This window comes from Microcoleus sp. PH2017_09_SFU_O_A (assembly GCF_020738625.1).
Taxonomy (GTDB): Bacteria; Cyanobacteriota; Cyanobacteriia; order Cyanobacteriales; family Microcoleaceae; genus Microcoleus.
In genome coordinates this window covers 46,266-69,663 of record NZ_JAEQCF010000008.1, presented here as the reverse complement: position 1 = coordinate 69,663, position 23,398 = coordinate 46,266, and the positions used below count along the sequence as shown (strand labels likewise).

Sequence of the window (23,398 nt, the reverse complement as noted above, 5' to 3'; positions counted from 1 at the left end):
AGTTTCCGAGTCCAGGAACCAATCGCGATCGGGCAGCGTCAAACACAGTGGAATGTTCGATGAGCCAATTCCACACATGAGCGAATTTATTTCCGTGTCCTGGTCTGCGGTTGTGGCGACCGTTGAAAGAGTGCAATTGCCATCCGAAAAACTCTCTAATTATGACTTAGTGTTGCGGTGTCAGGAAGGAAATCGACCTGAGAGCACTGCCTTTTCAGAACTTTTGAAGCGGTATCAGTCCCACGTAGACAGGGTTCTGTATCACCTAGCCCCTGACTGGCAAGACCGAGCAGACTTGGCTCAGGAAGTCTGGATTCGAGTTTATCGCAATATTAACCGCTTGCAAGAGCCAGTTAAATTTCGGGGCTGGCTGAGTCGCATCGCCACTAATTTGTTTTACGATGAGTTGCGTAAGCGCAAGCGGGTGCGAACTCCGCTGTCGTTAGACGTACCCCGTGCTCTGGAAGATGGGGAGATTGATTGGGAACTTCCGGCCGACAGTCCGGGGCCGGATGAAGATTTGACAACCAGAGAATTTTACGATCAGTTGCGAGTGGCGATCGCAGATTTGCCGGAAGTATTCCGCACGACAATTGTGTTGAGAGAAATTGAAGGTTTAGCCTATGAAGAAATAGCGGAAATGACCGGAGTTTCTCTCGGAACGGTCAAGTCAAGAATTGCTAGAGCTCGCCAAAGGTTGCAGTTACAATTGCAAAAATATCTCGACGGTCATTAGCAAGGGTGATTTCCGAGGCGGGTTAAGAAGATTTGGTGAAGTTTGCTGTGACATCAAAGCTTCTATTTTACAATATAAATAAGCAGTAAATCATTCTAATAGCGAACAGATGCTTCCGCTAATTTTACAAGTGGTGTGAAATATGAATTCTAAATTTGAATCGGATAAAAATCAGAATCATCAAGGTATTGGGGATTCGCTCGCCCAAAGTCAAGGTAACAACAGTTATCCCCAAGGGAATGTAACTACTATGATGCGGGATCGCTTTGAATTGTTGAGTGCCTACATCGATGGCGAAGTGACGGCGGCAGAACGCCGGGAAGTTGAGGCATTGCTGACAAACGACCCCACGACGAAGCGTTTGTACTCCCGACTAATGATGATGCAACAGGCTTTTGGGTCAATGCCCGTACCTGCTGCGGAACAATCTGCACAGGATTTGGCGGCAAAGATTGTGCAGCGCGAGAAACGCCAGACGAAACGGACTTGGGTTTTGGGTGGAGGTGCGATCGCAGCTTTGTTGATTGCAGCAGTGGCTGGTGTCGCTGGCACTCGTCAATTGTTTGCTCCCCAGTTTGCTACATCCCCCGTTCTTCCTGAATCTGACGGTTTGATTGTCGCTTTAAACGAGCCTGTAGTAGAGATTGTTAATCCCAACGATTTGATGCTTGGGGTGAATGCACCCGTGATGGATATTCCGAAAGCTGTAGTAAGCCCTCACAAGTCATCGCCCAAGGCGCAGTAAAATTTCTGTTTTGATCGATAACGGAATATTTTTTAAGAAGACCGGGCGGTTGAAACCGCTTCTATACAAATAAAACCCGCCTCCGCGGGTTGAATACCCGGCGGTTTCAACCGCGTTTTTTTCTTCATTCCGCTTGGCGTGGAATTCGTTTGTGTAGTTTTACCTCGAATTCGTATTCCAGGGGCGCTTCGCCACATACGAATTTGAGGTCAACAGGTTTCAACCGCCGTCTTATCTTTTGGACGAGTTTCCTCAACCCATTCTTGATAACAATCGCTCTGTGGGTGTTCGCTTCTACAGTAGTTCCAGCGCCGCCGCAATTACCTCATCCACCGAAGAATATTTACCGCTTTTGACTTGCGCTTCAATGAATTGATTACGATCCGGTTTTAGAGTAATGTGCACGATCTTTACTTCTACAGTCCTGGACGCACCGGTGGCCATAAACCGGGTTTTTTTACGAAAAGACGCCTTATAGGCTATAGATTAGGTAAAAAACCCGGTTTCTTAGGTCTTAATTCGATCGCGAACTGTTATAAAAACTTTTGGCTATTATATCATTTCTACTGGGTCTCAAGTGTAAAGGTGAACGGGAGGGCGATCGATCGCAATTAAACTCGATCGCCAACGCCCCTAAGTAGGGAGCCAGAGGCCATCGGCATAGGGCCCGACCTCTGTCCAAGGGCGATCGCGCTCTAACTCTTGACTCGCTTCTACCAGCCATCAGGGCTCTTCTATAGTGCATCCCCTCTCACTTCTAGCTTGCTTAATCCTTTCTCGTCCCTCCTCAGAGGCTTTGAGGGTCGTCGAGGCTTTGAGGGTCGTCACTGTATAATTTACTTATTTATTTGTCAATGTCAGTTTTCGATCGGTTTAGCGATCGCCAACTGAGTTTGTCAAGACGCGAGCAACCAAGAGACAATGATAAGGACTACAACGGGAGCATCCCTATTTCGTAAAAACCGTTCGTTTTTTGTGCTTGAGTGCGATCGTCCCCCACAGCTAAGCCTGTATATGCCAAATTGGCTCTATATTTCCAGGGATCGAGATGTTCGCACTCCAGTCAAAGAAAGCCACTCCTTTTTTAACTAAAAAATTACCCATTAAATAATGACAAAGGATAGCAACCAAATGAGAGATAACATGGATGACATTCCGTCGGGTGGGATAGGCATAAAAGTCCTTGGCAAAATAGCCGATCAGCTAAGCTATACCCGTACTTATGACAGTCGAAACTGTTTGTTCCTGATGAAACATTATCAGCCCCAAGACAGCACTCAAGCTAGTGGTGTTAAGCGACCGATCGATGTTTTAAATAAATGGTTTCAAAAACAACGAGATACCGAATCCGAGGTCAGTTCAAACCAGCCACTTCAAAAAATCAGCCTTACAAGTAATTCTGATATCAAGGCGGTTGCTAAAGTTTTATCTTGGGTCGATCAATTAGAGCATCTACAGATTCCAGAAGCAGTTTTTCACCAATGGAAACTTGCAACAATCGAAGGATTTACAAATGCTGTTCGCCATGCTCATAAAGACCTGCCATTAGCAACTCCAATCGAGTTGGAAATAACAGTATTTCCAGAACGCCTAGAAATCAAAATTTGGGATTGTGGGAAGCCCTTTGACTTGGAAGCAAAACTGCAAGGAGAATTGGCAGAAACAAGTCCGTTTACCTGGAACGAGCTGGGATTTACCCTTCGCTAACATGACTGTACGCACGGGTGACCACAAACCGGGTTTTTTACGAAAAGATGCCTTTTAACCTGCATATTAAGGAAAAAACGCGGTTTCTTTGGTCTATTCCTAAGTCCTAAATTTACCATGAAAAAAGTTTTTTGTCATGACTGCTAATGCAAATGGGGAGACTGCTTCAGCATTGTTTGAATAATTCTAGCTCGATACAGTTGAGTTGACATTTTTAGTCCGAGGGACGAAGCAGTCGCAGTATTTATTTTTCACAGCTTTTTATGTCCAAAATAGTCTTAAATCAAGCGTATTAGTGTATCTGTGAATAAACATTGTCTTATAAATATATGTCGGTACAAATTTGATTAAATTCGCAATTACTAAATTGCAGAGATGGGTTCGCAGACATCCATCAAACCCACAAACAATCTCATAAACTCGCCCTCTCTTTGCCATGATTTACATCAACATCCTACTACGAATTAGCGGTACATTTTTATTTAAGTCCACGCAGCTATATACACAACCCGAAAACCGAGGACGTTAAAGTCGATGTCCGGCGCATCGTAGTAGCGAAAAGCAGAGCGGCAGAGCCACGGACTGAGAAACCACGAACCCCCGCGCAGCATTCGAGCTTGGTAATCCTCATTGGTATTGACCAATAAATCAATACTGTTTTGATAAGGACGATCGTGTCTTGAAATGAAAAGCTTTACACTGTAGGAGTTCCAGCATATCTTGGCATACCTCATCTTTCTGAGAAAGGCTATATACATACAATTCTGAGCGCCGCAATTATCTGTCGATCGTTAAATATTTCCAGCCTGTACTACCTCAACATAGCACTCAAGCTGGTCGTTAGAAGCGATCGAGCGATGTGTTCGGGATTATGGTTACAGGTTCGATCGCAATTCGCGATCGGAAAACTGGGCGGTTGAAACCGCGTCGATACAAACAAAACCCATTCCAAGCGGGTTGAAGTTGAAGAAAACCCGGCGGTTTCAACCGCGTCGATACAAACAAAACCCACTGCAAGCGGGTTGAAGTTGAAGAAAACCGCCGTCCGATCTTATTTTGTCAAAAACCGATTTTCCCACGTCCCATCGGGCAGCCAGATGCCTCCTAGGGCACGAACGCGATCGCGCAACATGAAGTATGTCCAAGCTGTGCCTAAGGGTTTGAGGTGTCGATCGCAAATTTCGATTTCCTGCCGCTGATATTCGTTTTCCGTCGGTTCCCGCTGCGGGTGATAGTCTTCCAGTCTGTCTAAATCGTCCAAAATAGCGGAATTTGCGAAACAAAGCAGAAAACCATAGACAGTGCCCTCTCCGACCACCATTGCAGGATAGCCGATCGGCAGTGCAAAAAGTTGGCATTGACGTGCGATCGCGGGCAAAGCATCCACAACCTTTCCCTCGCAGTAGCGCAGATAGTTGCACTCCCCCGGTTTGAGAGTGCCGTAGACAAAGACTTTCATCGGGTAGGGCCTAATCGCTAGTTTTTGCTATATTAGATGCCTAAGCTAATAGTTTAAGTCTCGCGGGCGATCGCGACCGCAATCTTGATAAATTTCGTTGTTTACCCTTTCTTATAATTCATGACTCTAGCAGTTAGTTTTATTGCTTTTGGACTTCGGCCCTTGTACCTGAGCTCTTTTTTGCCCGACTTACCCCTAGACGGCTTGTTTTCCACTCAAGGGATCATGGTGATGCTGCTAGCCGCCTATGCGGGGGCGATGTGGATGTTTCTCACCAGTGCTCCCAAGGTACACACGGTGATGGTATCGGATCTCGCACAGGCGAGGGAGTTCTATGAAGGTATGCTAAGCCTTCCTGTAGCAGAAGTGCCGCTGCATTACTACTACAATTACGAACAAACCTTGGGGACAACGGGTATCGACCCCCTGTATTTGTCGCCCAATGTCGGGAGGGGAACGAGCTCTCAAACGATGGGGAGTCCCGAGGGTTTGTGGTATCAGTTGATGAAAAATACGCAACTGCACATTATTAGCGGGGCTGGCGCAGGCGAAAAAAATCGCGAACGTCATGTTTGTTTCGATCGCGATTGTTTGGATCAGCTATTAATGAGAGTACAAACTCGCGGGATTAGTTATAAAATTCGCCGGGAAAAGCCGCTTAATTTTTTGGTTAAGGATTATGATGGGCGCGTGATTGAAATGGCTGAGGTTAGTAATTAGATCGGAGTAGGCGGTTGAAACTCGGCGGTTGAAACTCGGCGGTTGAAACCGCGTCTATACAAACGATGTCCGCCTCCGCGGACTGAAGATAATAACGTAAATTAAACGGCCTGTCTTCAACCCGCGGAGGCGCGTGAGTGTCTGTGTAGCCGCGGTTTCCAACCGCCCGGTTTTCTGCGTTTATGCTTTGTCAATTAATCTTAGCTTCAACATTGGATTTTTCCGCTGTCGCCGCTGCTTTAATCTCTGCAACTGTCTTGCGGCTGAAGAGTTGGAAATACGAAGAAACAAAGAATTCTTTAACTGGGAAAACGATCAAAGTCAAAGGATTAATCGTCACGATGATGTTACGGACATCGGCTTTAGCTTGTTTGACAATTTGCTGCGCTACCCAGTCAGGAGACATAATGCCGATCGGGTTTAAGTTGCTTTTGAACGGCCCTAAAATCAGTTTGCGGACGATACAGGGCGCATCCAGCCGTCGCAGAGTGACTAAATCTCCCAGGGCACGCTTGCTGAGTTCGTACAGGGGACTGACAGCGGGAATCACTTCGGCTTCGGAAGTGTTGATCCAAACTTCTTTGCAAGCTATATTTTCATTAGTGCGAACTGTTAAGAAAAACAGTTCCATCAGCCGCCATGCCGAAAAAGTGTTAATTTCGTAGGAATTTGCGATCGCCTCTCCGGTTCTTTCTTTCTGTAAATTAATCCCGTGATTGATGACGAGAATATCAATTTTTTCTAACAATTTAGCTAAATCAGCCTCTTCGCCAGCCTGCCAAGTTACGGTTTTTACAGGCAAAATCTCGCCGTCTACATTCACAGTAATTTCCTCATTTCCAGAGGAGAGGGCGATAACTTTTGCACCAGCTTTGTGCAGGTGTTTCAGAAGCAAACGCCCCAATGTTCCTGATGCGCCGGTGACGGCGACAGTTTTGCCTTTGAGAGAAAGTGCTGTACCCATAAGTTTATCTATTAAGGTGAAAGTACCGCAATAGTAAGCATTTTGATTGTCGAAATGATGCTTCCAGTGGTAAGGTTTATTCACAAACCATTTACCGGGGATAGTTTGGAAGTTTCCCGGTTGGTGGGTGATGTCGGTTAACTCGTCTGCGCCTTTGATTCCGATCGCGCGGGCGATCGCACTCAACAAAAAGCTTAAAGTATAAATACAACCCGCTGCTGCGCCCCAGTGATATTGCGGCAACGCAAAATAAGCTAAAACCCACAGCAACAAGCCCAAAACCATCATCGCCGCAGCTTCGGGCACATCGTGACGCCAGTGCGCTTGCTTGTAAATTGTCTCGCTGACGGGCGTCAAATTCGGGCGAAAAACCCGGTGATGCCAATTGTGCAGCTTTTGCAGTGGCGGCACATAATGAGACGCGACGTGATAAAAGTCTCGGATGATTTCTGCCCAAAAGACAGAAGCTATTGCTACAGCGCCGACTATCCAGTAATTTACCATGCTCGCACCAGTTTGAAATTTGAGATATTAGATGATTGTCTGCTTTGAAAGATAGCTCAAAATGGCTTTTCTCGCTAGTCTGGCAATTGACTCAGGCGTTTTAAAATCTGCAAAACGCGGTACAATTCATTGCCGGGATTGGAAACAACAAATTCAGGCGATCGGGCATACTGCAAAGTTTCGCCTCTGACTAACTTGACAAAAGAGAAGTTAGCACCTGTGGAAATCATCCCAAAAGTAGGAGTTTCTGGATTCGGATCTGCCAGCATATATGTCAGGAGTTGGGAAAGTGCTTCGTCTGTTGAGAAAGCAAGTTGTTTGGATTCAATTACTGTCACCCATAGGTTTGCTTTCATAATTAAGATATCTATTCTACCTTCGATGATTCTGCCTTCGTCTTCTTCTTGAATGGCGATCGACTTTTCGGCTTTGACTTGAAAAGGAGACTCAAAGAGACCGGCAATAAACAAAATCGGGCTGATGATTGTTAGCTTGACTGCATTCTCCAACACAGGCGGGGTGTCTACTAAGTTAAAGTATATGTCTTGAACGCGATCGAGCAATTGTTTCTCCGAGTCTGTTACTTCGGGCAAGTTTTCTTGCCATTCTCGGAAAAACTCTTGATTCCGCACTCGCTGTAAACCGAAGTTGTCGATTAAATAGCGGAGGTTGATATCTCTTGCTTGTAGTTTTTGCATGATGATTGATAAAAGTTTTTATGGTTATTCATAAGTTTAGCACGATCGGGATTTTGAACCGCAGATAAAGGCAGATTAACGCGGATGTAGGCGAAGCCTTCCCGAAGGGTACGCAGATGAGATACAAGGTGTGTTTATTGGGATTTGCGATCGCCCTTTTCCTGTTTTTGGGCTGCTTGCATTTCCAGTAATTGCGGTACGGTGACAAAACGGTATCCCTGCTGTTTGAGTTTGGGAATAATTGCAGATACGGCCTCGACTGTTTGCTGGCGATCGCCACCACCGTCATGCAACAATACGATCGCCCCTGATGTCGCTTGAGACAGCACAGTACGGGCTATAGCAGCCGCCGGAGGTTGCGAAAAGTCCTTAGGATCGATCGACCACATCACCACCACATAATTTTTCTTTTTGGCGTAATCCGCAAAACCGTTATTTAAGCGCCCACCGGGAGGACGAAACAACAAACTCTTCGCGCCAGTCGATCGATAAATATGAACGCCAGTATTATCTATTTCATCCGATGCTATTTTTTCCGTGACATTGTGATAAAAGTGATGCCAAGTATGATTGCCGATCGCATTTCCGGCCTTTACTACTTGTTTGGCAATTTCGGGATACTCTCGCAAATTTGCACCCAAGCAGAAAAATGTAGCAACCGCATTATGTTTCTGCAATATTTTTAATATTTTCAAAGTTTCCGCAGTTGGGCCATCATCAAAAGTCAGGGCAATAACTTTTGAGTCGCTGATACTTGCTTGGTAAACAATTTGTCCGCGAAATTGCGCCGGTGGTGCGAATACTAAAGGTTCTACGACAGGTTTGGGAGACGGAGTTGCGGCGGGAGAAGGAAGTATTTGGGGTTTGGGTGGTTTGAGGAGGTTGGGCGGGGGATTGCCAAAAGGGGGGATTTGGGCTAACGAATTTGAATTCGCAGTTTTTAGGCGATCGGGAAATAGCAAAATTAGGGCGAGCGCTACGACAAGTATAAAGGTTTGAATTGCAGATTTTTTAGTAAATTTGCGAGTCATGCACTGTACTATTTGCTGTTAACGATCTAATTATCGCTTACAGCTTTGCCAGCTTGAGAGTTGGCTAAATTAATTTTTGTTTAAAAACAGCGATTTACGCCACGCCAAAACCTTCAGCTAAAAGTTTGGCGAATCTTAAAATTATTGTATTTTGGGGCCAATATACCCAATGATTATCTTTCCCGGCCCTAATTCTGTGCAGAAATGAAGTCGCCAAGCTCCCGGTGTCATGCGGACGTGCAAACTGAACATACGCTTTGTTCCGTCAAGACATTTAATATTTAGTTGCTCTCTAAACTGCTTAAGCCTTGACTCGCTCTCTGGAGATACCTTGCTAGGAAGCTTCTCTAAATCCAGCGCTCCGTCTGTCCAATTTTTGGATAATGCCTCAAGCTCAAATAACTTTCTGACAATTTGTCGTAACATTGTTGGATCGACAACGCTTTGTATCTGTTCGCTAAGGCGATCGCAAAATTCCAGGCTGGAGAATAACTCAGCTCGACGGTTCCAAAGCTCTAAACCGTCAATAACTCCTGTTAGCTGGCGCTTTTGAATCCAATCATCGTGTTCGATAACGTGGTTTTTCTGACTAGCATGAATAACCTCTACAATTTCTTCTATCAGCTCCCCACTCTCATCAATTTGTGTTAGTTCTAACTTGATGCGACTGCTATTCCACAGCAATTCAGAATTCAGACTAATTGCCAGTGTTTCAAGATAGTGAGCAACTTTAAACCCTTCGGCTTGGCTACCCTGTAAACTTAACTCACAATTTGGATCTTCAACTTTTATTTTAATCTTTAGATCGGAAATATCAACGGATAAAGGAGTCTTAGTTGCCAGAGTTCTCAGAAAAGTCCGCTCATCTCGATTAACTTGATTATCGTTACGCCAACTAGCAAGAGGATAGTTTTCTGCGAGAACCATAGCATGAAAATCTGCTGGAATGCGAATTGCCTTCAGCCCACAGCGTTTAGCTTCAAGCATCGTACTAATCAATTCCGACATCCATTGTCGTGCTATAGAAATATCAGGAGCAAGATTTCGCGCGGACAGTTCATTAAACACCATCTCCAAATCCATTACTTACTCTCCTTGCACCGCAGGTTCCAACAAAATCTCCAAGCTATTGTCCCACTCATCAAAAAAACCATCGGGCCAGCGATCGATTCGTCCGTTGCGATCGATCTTTGGAGATATTACTTCAGTCATAGCTTGTTGTTCTTGATTTTGACGCTGGAAGTAATGCAACTGAACATCTTTCGGATCAAGTTTCCCCCCGTGAACCGCTAGGCGAATCCCATTTAAAACATGATCGCTGTGAGTTTCTATCACCACTTGAACGCCACCGCTAGCTGCCAAAGCTAACAATTCACCCATTTTAACTTGTCCTTTGGGATGAAGATGTGCTTCAGGATTTTCAATTAAAAGTATTGTACCCGGTGTTGATGCAAGTGCCGCTACAATAATCGGTAAAGTGTAGCTAATTCCAAATCCCACATTAGTTGCACGGTAAGGATTGCTATCTCCATAGGAATATTGAAAACTCATCAAATCGACATCCGATTTGGCATCAATTTTAAGGCGCGTCCCTGGACTAATTTCTCCCATCCACGCCTCAACTTGGTCGATTAAATCCATTGATTTATTCGCATTCTGTGCCAAATTTTGCCTTTTCAACTTTACATCGGGATGGCTGAGATTACTATTAGGGATAGTCGCACGCGCATTAATAGCAAGAAAATGTGCAGCATATTCGCCTTTAATTCCCAGTTGACCGAGCTGTCGTACTTGGTAATCAGACATTTCATTAAATGGGCGCGGCCCAAGCCTTTCTGCCTGAAGATAGTGAAAATCATTGCCAAAAAGATTCGATTTATAGACTTCAGAGCTAACTGGTTCCGAGTCAATGTTTAACACATCTACTTCTCTGTCATATTTGAAACGCCATGTCGCTTTGTTATTATTTTCCCAAACAATGCCAAAACCAATGAAGTCTTCTTTTGCTCCCTCAAAAAGTGCGTCTCTAGCAGTACCGATATTCACAAAATAGCCATTAAGTGCCAACCCTTTTTCTGGCAGTAAACCCTGTTGGTAAGATTGTCTTAGCAGTAGGAGCGATTGCATAACAGAAGATTTACCCGTGCTGTTCAAACCGGAAAATAACGTTAATTTTTTGAATTGCAATAACTGATTCGCAAAAGGTTTAAAGTTGAGCAAGTGGAGCGAAGTAATCATGTCAACACCTCCTGAATTATTTGTTCAATTATCATAAATCTGTACTCGATTTTTTCCGCTGCTTGAGAAATAGAAGTCAGAAAATCTCGATCGCTATCTACATAGTTTCTAAATTTTTCAATCAACTGCTCCTTTTGCTGCTTCAATATATCAAGTTGTTCGTCGCTAAGCAAACTGAGATTAACAGACCAAACTTCAAACAATGCTTTATTAATCGGAAACATTTTTGTTTGGTGTTGGGAGATTTTACGAAACGCATTTTTCCCAAAGATTTTCCAGGCTGCTACCATAGCTTTTATGAAATTATTTTCAATTACTTTTAATTCGGGTTCCGACATATTGTTAATTTTAGATAATGCTTTACTTAAAAACAAATTTCTCTTTTCAGATTGATAATCTTTATAAGATGTAAGCGTAAACGCTAAAAAACCTAGTATGAATTCGCGATCGTCCATTCGCATTTTACGCAACTTACTCAGCTTAGTAACTTGCTGGAATTCAGTAGATATAGCAAGTTTAGCTAAGAATTTTGTTGCCTTACCGGGGTTGAGAGCATGGCGCAGTTCTTGAGGAGACATGGGCAATCCACCTGTATTAATTCGTTTGAAAATATTATATTTAACTTCAGGAGGAGTACCTTTTTCAATCAAATAAACTGTCACCTGAGTCTCTTCAATTCTTCGCTGGTATCTGCGTTCTATTTCATCGTAAGTTTTGTCCTCTAAATTGAGCAGGTATTCTAGTCCGCATAACTTGAGTGTTTTATCGCTCATAAATTGCTTCAGAGCAGATAGCCGCTGCAATCCATCCACAACTAACCATTTATCTTCATCAGTTGCATCTATATAAAAAGCTGGTAATGGAATCCGAATCAGGATAGATTCAATCAGTCTGCTTTTTGCGTCATCTTTCCAGATGTTTGCATGACGCTGAAAGTCGGGTGCTAAGTCAAGAGCTTCCTCATTGATTCTTCTTAGGAGTTGCTCGATGGTTGGTTCTCTGGTGAAAATATTAATTTCATCAGGATCGTATATCAATTTGTCGGTTTCATAAAGTTCATCACCGTTATCTTCTTCTTGACTCAAATTTAAGTCATTAATCATTGAATCTTGGTTGGATACTTGCTGTTCTAGTTCTGGCTGACCTACCATAGGAAATACTCCTTTGTGTTAACTTTTATTATAATTCCGTATTGTCCTAATAAAACTTGGATGACGCTGCGCTCCTAACAGGAAGGAACATTTCCAAAAATTATCGCACAAATTGCCGCTTATAGAGACGCTACGAATTGCGTCTCTACAAATAATTAGACTACAACCGGCAAGTTTGCCGCGCCCTTTCATCCTCCGGTTCTTGCCACCCAAAAGAAAAATGGCTCACCGCATTAATTTGCGGCGTTGCAGCACGAATTGCCCGCATTTGAATCTCCAAAGACGGACGATTTTTCAGAGATTTTCCCCAATCTCCGGCAATAGCAGGAATGATTTTTGCTCCCGGAGGCGCTAAACTCAACGTCCGCTGCACCTGCGGCACAATGCAGCTTACATTCCCACAATTGCCGTAAGACATCGCGTGGAATTCCACCCCAGCCGGAAACCTGTCCCAAGGCTGCAATCTCGAATCAAATCCCCCTTGATTTATCTTTTCATTTCCATTAGGAAAAAACACCGCTCCTACAGGAATCCCCATTCTTTGAGCTGGTTGAGTCGCCATCCCAAAAAAATCTAAAATTCCTTGGACTGCGTGAGCAACGCTCAGTTGCCAGAGGTCTTTTTGCAGAATGCCGGTATCGGGAAGCGGCCGTGTTGGTGTCGGTTTTGGTGTGGGAGTTGCAGGGTTTTGCGATTTGGTAGCGGGAGTTATTGAAGCTGCTTTTGATGTGCTATTCCCTCTTCTAGAAGCTGGAGTTGCTACTGGTATCGCTCGCGGAATTCGCCCCTGCCAAAGAGGTTCTTGCTCGGTTGGATACTGTTTGACTACTGCTTGAACGTCATTAGTATTGATAAATCCTTTAGTCAAATATCGCTGAATTAAATCTCGTCCTTGCTGATTGTTAGCCCGCTGTAAAAGCATTTGCTGTGATGCTGAACCGTAAATCCACAAGTCTTGAACTTTGGTAGCAACTGAGGCAGGCCCGACGCCCCGCACATAACGAATGTAGTCGAATAACATTCCTTGCGGCCTGCGCTTGACTATTTGATTTACTAACAAACTATAGTCTTGCTTTGCTTGCGGATTGTAGGGATCGACAAAGGCGTGGGTGGCGTGACTTTCTCCGGTTTGGTCGTCTAAACCTGCGTCTTGAATTACTGTTAAACTTGTCTGATTTTTGCCGTTGAGGGCGAGGGTTTGCTGTCTGTCGGAACGCTGAGCATAGGTATAGCCAAAGTTCATGGTAAATAACCAGGCGTATACTTTTAATCCTCGCTGTTTGCCTTTGGCGATCGCCTTTTCCAACAAATCATACTTTTCGTAGCCGCGATTTCGCAAAACCGAAGGCCAAGCAGTTGGATTATCTGCGGCTGGGAGGAGCACTTGACCGTCGTAAAACACTTCGACGTAGACTTGATTGTAGCCTTTGTTGACAACTTTGTCTAATACGCGATCGATCTCTCCGGGCCTGACATCGCAGGGATATAAACGCAACCAAACTGCTTGGGTTTCGGGCCAAGTTTTTTGGCGGCATTCTGCGATTTCCCGTGCGTGTTTGCTCAAGACGGCAAAATATGCTTGCTGGGATTCCGGTTTTCCTGACAGGGCGGCGCGGCGCAAGTCTTCTTTTTGATTGACTTGCTCTTTGGATAATTGACAATAGGCTGATGTTTCGGCAAAAGCTGGTTGATTTTCGATAAATGGCAAAACAAGCTGGCTGATGAAGCTACTGGTTAAAACAGCAGTTACCGCACTTAAACAGCGTCGCTGGGATTGAAAGTTGGCGATGCGAGTTGGTGCAATTTTCATGGGATAATTGAATCTGGTTTTTTAGTTGAAATTGGGTGGCGATCGCATTTTTGGCGATCGCGCAGACGCACAGCTACAAATTTTCTACTTTTTTTTAGGTTTACCCCGTCCAACAACAGGTGCAAGCCCCCCAATCGAGTTGTGGAGAACCCTAATCTTAGATCAAAGTTAAATTTCCCAGACTAATCTGTGGAGTCAGTCAATCTCAAATCTAAAATGGACTGACCTAGTTATGGCACAAGTCGATCGCACAATGCAAATGTCAATGGCGGCTAACCCTACAGCAAAATCCTGCAAAAAAAGCGCCTGGGTACAGCCGGCGCTAAAAGCAGTTGATATTTCTACTAAAAATTGTTGATTATCAAATATTAAGGATAAAAGATGAATTATTCAAATTATCTTTTATCCCTAATGTTTGAGATTAAGCTCCTCTATTGAGAGCAGATTCTACTTGCTGAAATTCCGACTCAAGACGTTTTTTCAACTTTTCAGGAACGGGACGGTTTGGATAGGAACTGTAATGTCCAGCCAAAGAGTTTAATGCCGTCCGCATTGTGGTGAAAGATGCCAGCTTTGTAAGAGCGGGATCGCGGCGGTATGCTGCGAAAAAATCATTGATACTTGTGCGAGCAGTGGCTTGAGCGGCTGCTTTTTCCGGCGTGCCTTCTGGCAAAGTAAGCGCTGTTCTCAAGCTGGTGACTAATGCTAATGTATCTTTGCTGTAGTCTCCGCTCAGAGTGGCAGGAACATTGGTACAGCCTGCTACGCCGATGACAACAACTAATACCAGAGCTAACAGACGGGAAATGTAATGCTTCATAAGGCTTAGAAAAATGGAGGCGAAAGCGGCAATCAAAATTAACCTTTATCCTATCTCGAATTGACCTAATTATGTCAACTTTTCAAGATTTTTGCATGGATACCATGAAAAGTAAAATTTGTCAATCTCACATAGATTGATATCATATCCGCTCGAACGACCACAATCAAATTGGTTTGATCGTTCGGGCTTTAGTCCGCATCCACTACTAGGACTAAAGTCCTCACTACAAACTATTTTTATTAGGGATAAGTGAGCAGACATAATATGATTTATCAATCTCAACTCTCAAATCTAAAATTGATTGATTTGTCCGGAAACGACGGATAGAATTTGAGTCTGGCGCAGCCACTGACTGTCAAAAGCGCCTAGGTGAGTGGTAGTAATCAGAGTTTGAAATCGTTCTTGAATTGTTTCTAAAAGTTGATTTTGGCGGCTCAGATCGAGTTCTGCAAGTACGTCGTCGAGCAATAGTAAAGGTGCTTCGCCCACGACTTCTTCAATAAGCTGCAATTCGGCTAATTTTAATGCTAGTACGAGAGTTCGCTGCTGACCTTGGGATGCGTACTGGCGCGCTGGAGTATTGTTAATTGTAAATGTAATGTCGTCGCGGTGCGGGCCGACTAAGGTGGTTCCTTGAAATTGTTCTGCGATCGCCCTTTTTTGAATTTTCTCTAAAAATGCTTGCCGCACTCCTTCGAGATTGTCTTTACCGATTAATTCCGAGCTGACTTCAATATTAGCATCGTATTTGACATCTAAAACTTCTGTGGAACCGCTAATTGAACCGTGCCAATTGCGCGCTAAAGGCATCAAACGTTCCAAAATACGATCGCGCCTGCGGATTACCCGAGCCCCGGCTGTCGCCAACTGTGCGTCCCACAAGGCTAATTCTGAACTGGGAATGGGGGATTGGGCATTGGGCATTGGGAATGGGGCATTGGGCATTGGGGATTCTGCGATATTTTGGTCTTCGGGAGTTTCAGATCCGATAAATCGCATTTTGTCCAAACTTTGGGAAAATTCTGTTTTTCTGGTTTCTCTAGAACGTTTTAACAGAGCGTTTCGCTGGCGCAAAATTTGGTTGTACTGGTGCAAAATGTGAGCGTAAATCGGCTCTAGTTGGATGACTAGCCGATCGATCCAGTTGCGCCTTCCTTCGGGCCCGCCGCGCACTAAGTCTAAATCCAAACAGGAAAATTGTACTACATTGATGACGCTCAAGAAGTCTAAATGGCGGCGCAGCGGTTCGCCGTTGAGCTTCAGGCTGCGGCGCGCCCCGGAGCGCAGTGTTAAAGATAAGTCGATCGCTCCGGTTTGACGTTCGAGTGTAGCATCTATTTGGGCGATCGGCTTTGAGTCGAGGATTAAGTCGCGATCGCGCGATACTCTGTGGCTTTTTAATGTCGAAAGCAACTCTACCGCTTCTAACAGGTTAGATTTGCCTTGGGCGTTATTTCCTACTAATATGGTTTTGGGAGCGTCAAAGGCTACCTTTTGATCGAAGTAGTTGCGAAACTGCCGTAGGTGCAGTGTTTTCAAATACATAATATTGTTATTGGTTAGTTGTTATTCGTTATTAGTTATTGGTAATACAGTCATCGTAGGGTGTGCATTGTGTACCTTACCTAATTCAAGGGCAAATCGGTGGAATTCCATTTTTTGCGGATCGTTGTGCTTGCTATGACTTGATGGTGTTGAAAATCTTGCCAAGTGTCAGCGACCTAACGAATAATGAAACAGCGCTCATTATCCGTCAGCCGTTAACACTATTTGCGAGCTTTGTATAAGCGCACGAACAGTTTTTCCATTTCAATCCAGACAAACATTAGGGCGCTGAATCCGAAGCAAATCATCAATTCAAAAGGCGTTAAATAGTGAGTTCCGAAAAATGCTCTCAGCGGTGGAACGTAAATCAACATTAATTGCAAAGCAGTAGTCACAATCACAGCTCCCCACACAAAAACATTAGTGAAGGGATTTAACTCGATCGTTAGCTGAGTGTTAGATCGAATTGCGATCGCATGACCCATTTGCGCTAAACACAGAGTAGTAAATACCATGGTTTTCCAAGCATCTGGATCGCCGTGTCCGGGAGTGTGAGTATATCCGTAAGCCCAGGACATCATCGCGATCGTCAAAATTGCAAAGATAATCCCGATCCGAATCATGTAAGAACCCAAACCCCGGGCAAAAATACTTTCGCGCGGACTGAAAGGAGGTTTTCTCATCACGTTTGGTTCGGCTGGTTCCACGGCTAAGGCCAAAGCCGGAACGCCATCTGTTACTAAGTTCATCCACAAAATTTGGAGGGGCGTCAGCGGTACTCCTCCCAAACCCAATAAAGGTGCAGCGGCAATTGTCAAAACTTCGCCGATGTTGCTGCCCAAAATGTACTTAATAAAGCGGCGAATGTTGGTATAAACAACTCGTCCTTCTTCGGCGGCGGCGACAATTGTTGCGAAGTTGTCGTCGAGGAGTACCATATCGCTAGCTTCTTTACTGACATCGGTGCCGGTAATCCCCATTGCAATGCCGATATCGGCTTGTTTCAAGGCGGGCGCGTCGTTAACTCCGTCGCCTGTCATGGCGACAAATTTGCCTAAACTTTGCAAAGCTTGGACAATCCGCAATTTGTGTTCGGGGGAGACGCGGGCGTAAACGCTGACGTGTTCGACTTGTTGTTTTAGTTGTTCTTGACTGAGCTTTTCTAATTCTTGACCGGTGAGAACTCGATCGCCCTCTGTCGCAATACCTAAATCGTAGGCGATCGCCTGTGCCGTCAACTGGTGATCTCCTGTAATCATCACCACCCGAATCCCTGCATCGCGGCACTTCACCACGGCTTCCCGTACTTCCGGGCGCGGCGCGTCAAGCATACTGACGAGTCCCAGCCAAATCATCTCTTGTTCGCTGATTTCCTCGGAACCTTCGGGCGGCACGTTTTCCCAGATTTTGTATGCAAACCCGAGGACTCGCAAACCCCCGCTTGCCATGTTATTGTTTTCGGCGAGGATGCGATCGCGCATTTCCTGGTTTAAAGGTTGTACTCGATCGCCGACTATAATTCCTTGACAGCGCTCCAAAGTCAACTCGGGAGAACCTTTCGTCAGCATCAAATAATTCTGCTGCTGTCCGTTTGGTGCGGGAAAGCCCGAATGTCCCGAATGTCCGGGTACTTCGCAAATTACGCTCATCCGCTTGCGTTCGGAAGAAAAAGGAAACTCCGCCGTGCGCGGCAGCAATTGAGACTGTTTTTCCCTATAAATGCCTGCTTTTCCCGCTAAAGATAGCAGAGCTCCTTCCGTAGGATCGCCCAAAATCTTCCATTCTTGCTGTTCGTGCTGCAATACTGCGTCGTTGCAAACTGCACAAGCAATTAATAAAGATTCGAGTTCTGGATATTCTTCTAAATTATTAATTTGGGTCGAGGTATGCCGATCGGTAAAATCTCCGATCGGGGCATAGCCGTCGCCTGCAACACTGATAGTGCAGTCGCCTGTAGATAGTAGCTGCACTACCATTTTATTTTGAGTCAGAGTACCTGTTTTGTCGGAACAAATGGTTGTTACCGAACCCAAAGTTTCTACAGCCGGCAGTTTGCGAATTAGAGCGTTTCGCTTCACCATCCGCCTAGTTCCCAGCGCCAAAGTAACTGTGACGACGGCCGCAAGTCCTTCGGGAACGACAGCCACAGCCATGCTGAGAGAAACTTCTAACAATTCTTCAAATCTGCTGGTATCGAACCCAATGCTGCCGTTGTTGAAGGTAATCATCCCACCGATGACGACAATTGCCACTAAGCCTAGGGCGCCGGAGACTAGAACATTTCCCAACTGTCCCATCCGCTGTTGTAGGGGAGTTGGTTCGGTTTCTACTGACTGAAGCATGGCGGCAATTTTGCCCAATTCCGTTTGCATTCCGGTGTTGGTGACGATCGCCTTGGCCCGTCCCTGAACAACTTCTGTCCCCTGAAAAATCAGGTTGAGTCGATCGCCCAACGAAGCATCTTCGGGAAGTTCGAGATCGGCTTGTTTGGTAGCTGCGATCGCTTCTCCCGTCAAAGCAGATTCTCTGACTTGCAGGTTGGAAGCTTCGATCAAGCGCCCGTCTGCTGCTATTTTTACCCCAGCCTCCAACAGCATCACGTCTCCGGGTACGAGTTCCTTGGCTGCGATTTCCGAAGTTTTGCCGTCCCGCAGGACTCGGACTAGGGGGGAAGAGAGGTTTTTGAGGGCTGCGAGGGCTTTTTCGGCACTTTGCTCTTGGAAATAGCCGAGAATGCCGTTGAGTATGACGATCGCAAAAATGGCGATCGCATCTTTCGGAAAAGTATTTGACCTGATATCTAAGAATGCAGAAACCACCGCCACACCTATCAGCATCAACAACATGATGTTGGTGAACTGATCGACAAAAATCGACCAAGCACTGCGGCCTCCTGTTTCTTCGAGTTCATTGGGGCCGTATTGCTGCAAGCGTTCGGACACCTGTTGGCTGCTCAAGCCCCCGTCTTTGTTACTGCTTAGCTGCTGGAGGGTTTTATCAATTGGTACGGTGTGCCAAGAAGATGGAGAATTTGAAGACATAAATTACGATCGAGCATGGGGCAATTAGGGGACTGCGGCCGAACAAGTTACAGCCGATGAATGTGGCTGATGGCAGTAAAAGAGTTTTTAGTTTTGAGTTCTGAATCAAAAACTGCTGAACTTGAGACTCGTATTGGGCCCCGGTTCGATGCCGAGAGAGCAGGAAGCTGTCAACTTCACTGCGTCTGGCGGCTCTCTCGCACCGTTTGTAGACCTACCGCTGATAGCACTTATCCACCTTACAACTAAAAATTAGCAATTTCTCCGGCTTTTACCCAAGACCCAGCGGCTGAGTTTTGTCTTTAAATGGTGATATTTCGTTCAAAAGCTGAGGTTGTGCCGATCGCCCTGCCAATCTGTTGGATTTTACCAACACCACATTCTGCCGACATCCTGCATCGGACATAATTTTTGCTTTTTTCCCTATTCCCCCGGGCTTGTTTTAGCAAAACTTAAATTTTGTTAACTTTTCTTCACTATTCGGCTTTGCCCTGGGAAAGCCAACAGAGGCGATCGGCCCACGGGACAATTCAGGGCGATGGCAGAGTGACAAAAAGGGCGATCGAAGCCAACTCTAGACTTATGTTGTGCTGCATTTGAATTCTATATTTCAAGGGATCGAAACTCGTCAAATCCTTTCCCTGTCTGCCCTAATCCCCGAATCCCATCGGATTTTCTCCCCATCGAACCCTCGAATATCACAGACAATCTCTCGATCGGCAGTTTACCGCTGCAATCTGGCATCTATCCCAGGGATTAGATTTGCCACCACTTGCCCCACATCGATTTACCTTCTCACAGAAATAAGTTTTCGTAATAATTTGTAATAAACAAAGAGGAACCAGCATTGTATAAAGGTTATCAGAGGGTTGAAACGACAGGCGAAAGTTAACAAAAACACTGATTGACAAGGTTTGTCGCATCTCATAAAAGATGTAAAATTTTCTAAGGTTTCTTAAATGTCCGTTGCAATGTCACAATAGTGAAGGTAGCGGAAAGGGAGAGATCGAGCCGGCCAGCGCAGTAGCTGGCGTCAACCTTCAACCCTTGCAGGCCCAACAGCCTGAACAAATTTAACTTAACGGTTTTATACCGCAACCAAACTCAATTAACTCAAAGTAGGAGAGTTCGTTCATGTTTGACGCATTTACAAAAGTGGTTTCCCAAGCAGACGCTCGCGGCGAATTTTTGGCTGCTGGCCAACTAGATGCTCTCAGCAGCATGGTTTCTGACGCCAACAAGCGGATTGACGCAGTAAACCGCATCACCGGTAACGCATCCACAATCGTCGCTAATGCAGCTCGCTCTTTGTTTGCTGAACAGCCTCAGTTGATCGCCCCCGGTGGCAACGCATACACCAGCCGCCGCATGGCAGCTTGCTTGCGCGACATGGAAATCATCTTGCGCTACGTAACCTACGCCACATTTGCAGGCGACGCCAGCGTTTTGGACGATCGTTGCTTGAACGGTCTGCGCGAAACATACCAAGCTCTGGGAACTCCAGGTGCATCCGTTGCAACCGGCGTACAAAAAATGAAAGAAGCAGCGATCGCGCTTGCTAACGACCCCAACGGCATTACCCGTGGTGATTGCAGCTCGCTGATGTCCGAAATCGGCAGCTACTTCGACCGCGCAGCTAATGCAGTCGGCTAAAAATAGCGAGCCCGAACATTTCTTCCTGTAAAGAAGCGAGCGATCGCATTATTTGCAAGCAATCATTTTGGTACAAACAAAACAACATTAGGGAGACAGCAGAACAATGAAAACCCCTTTGACTGAAGCAGTAACCGCCGCCGATTCTCAAGGCCGCTTCCTGAGCAGCACCGAATTGCAAGTAGCCTTCGGTCGTTTCCGCCAAGCAGCAGCAGGTTTGGAAGCAGCCAAGTCTTTGAGCGCCAACTCTGCGCGCTTGATCGACGGTGCAGCTCAAGCTGTGTACAACAAGTTCCCGTACACTCAACAAATGCAAGGGCCAAACTACGCTTCTACCTCAACCGGTAAAGCTAAGTGCTCCCGCGACATCGGCTACTACCTGCGGATGGTAACCTACTGCTTAGTTGCAGGCGGCACAGGTCCAATGGATGAGTACCTGATTGCAGGTATTGACGAAATCAACCGGACATTTGAATTGTCTCCTAGCTGGTATGTTGAAGCTCTCAAGTACATCAAAGCCAACCACGGTTTGAGTGGCGATGCTGCAACTGAAGCCAATTCCTACCTCGACTACGCAGTCAACGCTCTAAGCTAGATTTGCGTGATGCCCGGAAATGTAAGCTGCTGTTAGCTTGAGTGTTAACTGTTGTTTACGATTCCGGGCATCTGCGATCTTAGCGGAGTCTTCCAAATACTTTTTTCAGAACTTTTTAGTTTTTCAAGCATGAAAAGCAGAAAAGTTAGGAATAAAAGCATTTGAAAAAGCGAGACGAGTAGAACTGCGCCCTCGGTGGACGCAAGACGATGCGAAAGCAGTAATTTGTGTCGCTTACAGCCAAGTTTTCGGTAACGAGTATTTAATGTCGAGCGAACGAGTTACCAGTGCCAAATCTTTCCTGCTGGAAGGGCAGATTTCAGTTAAAGATTTTGTGCGGGAGTTCCTGAGTCCGAAACTTATAAAAAAAGTTCGGCAAGCGGAAAACGAGCGAGTCTTTAGACCTTCCATGAAAGCGGCACGGGCGGTTTTAACCGCCGTGAATCTTTCTTGATTTTTCACATTTTTAGCAGTGTAAAAAGGGCTTTTGCCGTTACACTCTATTGTTGGGATGGATACACAGGTGCAAACCTGAGAAGCAAATTCCTACCATATATTAAAGGTACGCGGGGACTCTCGCGTTACCAAGGGCTTAGCCCCTTAAACGCTTGAGGAGCTTGCCCAAAGGCAAGGATAGCAGCCCACCATTTTTTGGTAAGAGGATTGCGCCCAGGAACCCTAGCAATAGGGATATTAAGAACGAAATTTCTTAAGAATCTCAGTCGCGAAGAGCGCTGAGAGTGTCAACGGAAAAAGTTTTTTGAATCGAAGGTTCGGCGGCTAAGTTTTCACCCCAAGTGCGGTGTAGAACTACCGAATATCTCGTGTCTTACGATCGACTTTCGACCCGCTTGCAGCAAATCAACAAACGTGGTGGCAAAGTGGTAAGTATTACCACAGCTTAAAGTTTGTATGTAAAGATGTTTTTTGAAACGTCTTTAGCAAATTAGGATTAATTGATGTGTACATACAAGCTGCGCCGGGAGTGCACCCAAATTTGACACATCTTGGCCTTAGTCCTAAAAATCTCAAGTTCAACCAAGCTTTAAATTTTTGTTATTAATTTAGGAGAAAATCTGGTGGCTATTTCCACAGCAGCGTCCAGACTGGGAACATCCGCATTGAGCGATGCACCTAAGGTAGAATTGCGCCCGAACTACACCAAAGACGACATTGAAACTGTGATTCGTGCAGTTTACCGTCAGGTGCTGGGCAACGACTATTTGATGAAATCCGAGCGCCTGACAAGTGCTGAATCTCTCCTGCGAGACGGCAGTTTAACGGTGCGAGAATTTGTGCGGGCAGTGGCAAAATCGGAACTGTACAAAACCAAGTTTTTGTACAGCAGCTTCCAAACTCGGACGATCGAACTAAACTACAAACACTTGCTCGGTCGCGCTCCCTACGACGAATCTGAAGTAATTTATCACTTAGATTTGTACCAAACAGAAGGCTACGATGCTGATATTGATTCTTACATCGATTCAGTAGAGTATCAAGAAAGTTTCGGTGATAATATCGTCCCTTACTACCGGGGCTTTAACACTCAGACAGGTCAAAAAACCGTTGGTTTTACCCGGATGTTCCGGCTATATCGCGGCTATGCCAACAGCGATACATCTCAACTCGAAGGAAATAACTCCCGCTTAGCTGTCGAATTAGGCACTAACAGCGCTACTGCTGTAGTTGGGCCTTCTGGTGGCAACGAAGGTTGGGCATACCGGTCTTCGACACAAAACGTAACTCCCAGCAGCGGTTTTGGTGGTGCGGCAGCTTACGGTAAAGAAGGGCGGCTTTTCCGCGTTGAAGTGTCGGGCATTCGGACGGGTGGCTATCCCAGGGTGCGCCACAGCAGCAAGGCGTTTATCGTACCTGGTGAGGATTTGTCCTCGCAAATGCAGAAATTTCAACGCTTGGGCGGGAAAATCGCCAGCATTACTCCAATTTAGTCGTTAGTCATCAGTTATTAGTGCTGTCC

Annotated in this window: 25 protein-coding genes; 10 read left to right on the top strand and 15 right to left on the bottom strand. The window is 45.5% G+C overall.

What is annotated here, in order from left to right; all coding sequences use genetic code 11:
- The first annotated feature begins 76 nt into the window (after positions 1-76).
- Positions 77-736, top strand: coding sequence for a sigma-70 family RNA polymerase sigma factor (locus tag JGK16_RS05835; protein ID WP_293181966.1), 660 nt, complete (start codon positions 77-79; stop codon positions 734-736).
- 142 nt (positions 737-878) lie between these two features.
- On the top strand, positions 879-1,481 hold the full coding sequence (locus tag JGK16_RS05830; RefSeq protein ID WP_293189831.1) for a zf-HC2 domain-containing protein: 603 nt from the start codon (positions 879-881) through the stop codon (positions 1,479-1,481).
- 294 nt (positions 1,482-1,775) lie between these two features.
- Here JGK16_RS05830 and JGK16_RS05825 read toward each other — a convergent pair whose 3' ends face one another.
- Both JGK16_RS05825 and JGK16_RS05820 read right to left on the bottom strand, forming a co-directional pair.
- Complete coding sequence (locus tag JGK16_RS05825) at positions 1,776-1,886, bottom strand: type II toxin-antitoxin system ParD family antitoxin (RefSeq protein WP_293181962.1); 111 nt, start codon at positions 1,884-1,886, stop codon at positions 1,776-1,778.
- Positions 1,887-1,995: 109 nt separating this feature from the next.
- The gene (locus JGK16_RS05820; protein ID WP_293189832.1) at positions 1,996-2,226 is read right to left on the bottom strand and encodes a hypothetical protein; all 231 of its coding nucleotides are present in this window, start codon (positions 2,224-2,226) and stop codon (positions 1,996-1,998) included.
- A 398-nt stretch (positions 2,227-2,624) separates the two neighbouring features.
- On the opposite strand from JGK16_RS05820, the gene JGK16_RS05815 reads away from it, so the two are divergent.
- Complete coding sequence (locus tag JGK16_RS05815; RefSeq protein WP_293189833.1) at positions 2,625-3,188, top strand: ATP-binding protein; 564 nt, start codon at positions 2,625-2,627, stop codon at positions 3,186-3,188.
- Between the two features lie 482 nt (positions 3,189-3,670).
- Here the strand turns inward: JGK16_RS05815 and JGK16_RS05810 are convergent, their stop codons facing one another.
- Positions 3,671-3,946 (bottom strand): SUMF1/EgtB/PvdO family nonheme iron enzyme, encoded by a 276-nt coding sequence (locus JGK16_RS05810; RefSeq protein ID WP_293187195.1) that lies wholly within the window; start codon positions 3,944-3,946, stop codon positions 3,671-3,673.
- A gap of 293 nt (positions 3,947-4,239) precedes the next feature.
- The gene (locus tag JGK16_RS05805; RefSeq protein ID WP_293189834.1) at positions 4,240-4,647 is read right to left on the bottom strand and encodes a gamma-glutamylcyclotransferase family protein; all 408 of its coding nucleotides are present in this window, start codon (positions 4,645-4,647) and stop codon (positions 4,240-4,242) included.
- A 120-nt stretch (positions 4,648-4,767) separates the two neighbouring features.
- Between JGK16_RS05805 and JGK16_RS05800 the strand changes: the two genes are divergently transcribed.
- Positions 4,768-5,367 (top strand): glyoxalase-like domain protein, encoded by a 600-nt coding sequence (locus tag JGK16_RS05800; protein WP_293144617.1) that lies wholly within the window; start codon positions 4,768-4,770, stop codon positions 5,365-5,367.
- A 190-nt stretch (positions 5,368-5,557) separates the two neighbouring features.
- Here the strand turns inward: JGK16_RS05800 and JGK16_RS05795 are convergent, their stop codons facing one another.
- From JGK16_RS05795 to JGK16_RS05745, 11 genes are all read right to left on the bottom strand, one after another.
- Complete coding sequence (locus tag JGK16_RS05795; protein WP_293189835.1) at positions 5,558-6,835, bottom strand: bifunctional sterol desaturase/short chain dehydrogenase; 1,278 nt, start codon at positions 6,833-6,835, stop codon at positions 5,558-5,560.
- Positions 6,836-6,909: 74 nt separating this feature from the next.
- The gene (locus JGK16_RS05790; RefSeq protein WP_293184168.1) at positions 6,910-7,533 is read right to left on the bottom strand and encodes a restriction endonuclease subunit R; all 624 of its coding nucleotides are present in this window, start codon (positions 7,531-7,533) and stop codon (positions 6,910-6,912) included.
- 134 nt (positions 7,534-7,667) lie between these two features.
- Complete coding sequence (locus JGK16_RS05785) at positions 7,668-8,564, bottom strand: polysaccharide deacetylase family protein (protein WP_293189837.1); 897 nt, start codon at positions 8,562-8,564, stop codon at positions 7,668-7,670.
- 141 nt (positions 8,565-8,705) lie between these two features.
- Positions 8,706-9,647 carry a hypothetical protein gene (locus JGK16_RS05780; RefSeq protein ID WP_293189838.1) on the bottom strand — a complete coding sequence of 314 codons (942 nt, stop codon included), beginning with the start codon at positions 9,645-9,647 and terminating at the stop codon, positions 8,706-8,708.
- A gap of 3 nt (positions 9,648-9,650) precedes the next feature.
- Positions 9,651-10,802: a DUF3696 domain-containing protein gene (locus JGK16_RS05775; RefSeq protein ID WP_293189839.1), complete on the bottom strand. Its 1,152-nt coding sequence runs from the start codon at positions 10,800-10,802 to the stop codon at positions 9,651-9,653.
- Positions 10,799-11,953, bottom strand: a complete 1,155-nt coding sequence (locus JGK16_RS05770) for a DUF262 domain-containing protein (protein WP_293189840.1) — start codon at positions 11,951-11,953, stop codon at positions 10,799-10,801. The genes JGK16_RS05775 and JGK16_RS05770 overlap by 4 nt, the downstream gene beginning before the upstream one ends.
- Positions 11,954-12,113: 160 nt before the next feature.
- A complete protein-coding gene (locus JGK16_RS05765) occupies positions 12,114-13,763 on the bottom strand; it encodes a family 10 glycosylhydrolase (protein WP_293189841.1) in 1,650 nt (549 codons plus the stop codon).
- 421 nt (positions 13,764-14,184) lie between these two features.
- Positions 14,185-14,583, bottom strand: a complete 399-nt coding sequence (gene psb27, locus JGK16_RS05760; RefSeq protein WP_293184160.1) for a photosystem II protein Psb27 — start codon at positions 14,581-14,583, stop codon at positions 14,185-14,187.
- A 294-nt stretch (positions 14,584-14,877) separates the two neighbouring features.
- The gene (locus tag JGK16_RS05755) at positions 14,878-16,131 is read right to left on the bottom strand and encodes a DNA replication/repair protein RecF (RefSeq protein ID WP_293184158.1); all 1,254 of its coding nucleotides are present in this window, start codon (positions 16,129-16,131) and stop codon (positions 14,878-14,880) included.
- 221 nt (positions 16,132-16,352) lie between these two features.
- Entirely contained in the window at positions 16,353-19,172 is a 2,820-nt protein-coding gene (locus JGK16_RS05750) for a cation-transporting P-type ATPase (protein WP_293184156.1), read from the bottom strand.
- A gap of 271 nt (positions 19,173-19,443) precedes the next feature.
- Positions 19,444-19,578: a hypothetical protein gene (locus JGK16_RS05745; RefSeq protein ID WP_293184154.1), complete on the bottom strand. Its 135-nt coding sequence runs from the start codon at positions 19,576-19,578 to the stop codon at positions 19,444-19,446.
- 53 nt (positions 19,579-19,631) lie between these two features.
- On the opposite strand from JGK16_RS05745, the gene JGK16_RS05740 reads away from it, so the two are divergent.
- The 6 genes from JGK16_RS05740 (at position 19,632) to JGK16_RS05715 (ending at position 23,369) form a co-directional block, all read left to right on the top strand.
- Positions 19,632-19,772, top strand: coding sequence for a hypothetical protein (locus tag JGK16_RS05740; protein ID WP_293184152.1), 141 nt, complete (start codon positions 19,632-19,634; stop codon positions 19,770-19,772).
- Positions 19,773-20,306: 534 nt separating this feature from the next.
- Entirely contained in the window at positions 20,307-20,825 is a 519-nt protein-coding gene (locus JGK16_RS05735; RefSeq protein ID WP_293184150.1) for a phycocyanin subunit beta, read from the top strand.
- Positions 20,826-20,931: 106 nt separating this feature from the next.
- Positions 20,932-21,420 (top strand): phycocyanin subunit alpha, encoded by a 489-nt coding sequence (gene cpcA / locus JGK16_RS05730; protein ID WP_293184148.1) that lies wholly within the window; start codon positions 20,932-20,934, stop codon positions 21,418-21,420.
- A gap of 151 nt (positions 21,421-21,571) precedes the next feature.
- Positions 21,572-21,874: a phycobilisome rod-core linker polypeptide gene (locus JGK16_RS05725; protein ID WP_363319182.1), complete on the top strand. Its 303-nt coding sequence runs from the start codon at positions 21,572-21,574 to the stop codon at positions 21,872-21,874.
- Positions 21,875-22,217: 343 nt separating this feature from the next.
- Positions 22,218-22,325: a phycobilisome linker polypeptide gene (locus tag JGK16_RS05720; RefSeq protein WP_293184146.1), complete on the top strand. Its 108-nt coding sequence runs from the start codon at positions 22,218-22,220 to the stop codon at positions 22,323-22,325.
- Positions 22,326-22,499: 174 nt separating this feature from the next.
- The gene (locus JGK16_RS05715) at positions 22,500-23,369 is read left to right on the top strand and encodes a phycobilisome linker polypeptide (RefSeq protein WP_293184144.1); all 870 of its coding nucleotides are present in this window, start codon (positions 22,500-22,502) and stop codon (positions 23,367-23,369) included.
- Positions 23,370-23,398: the final 29 nt, after the last annotated feature.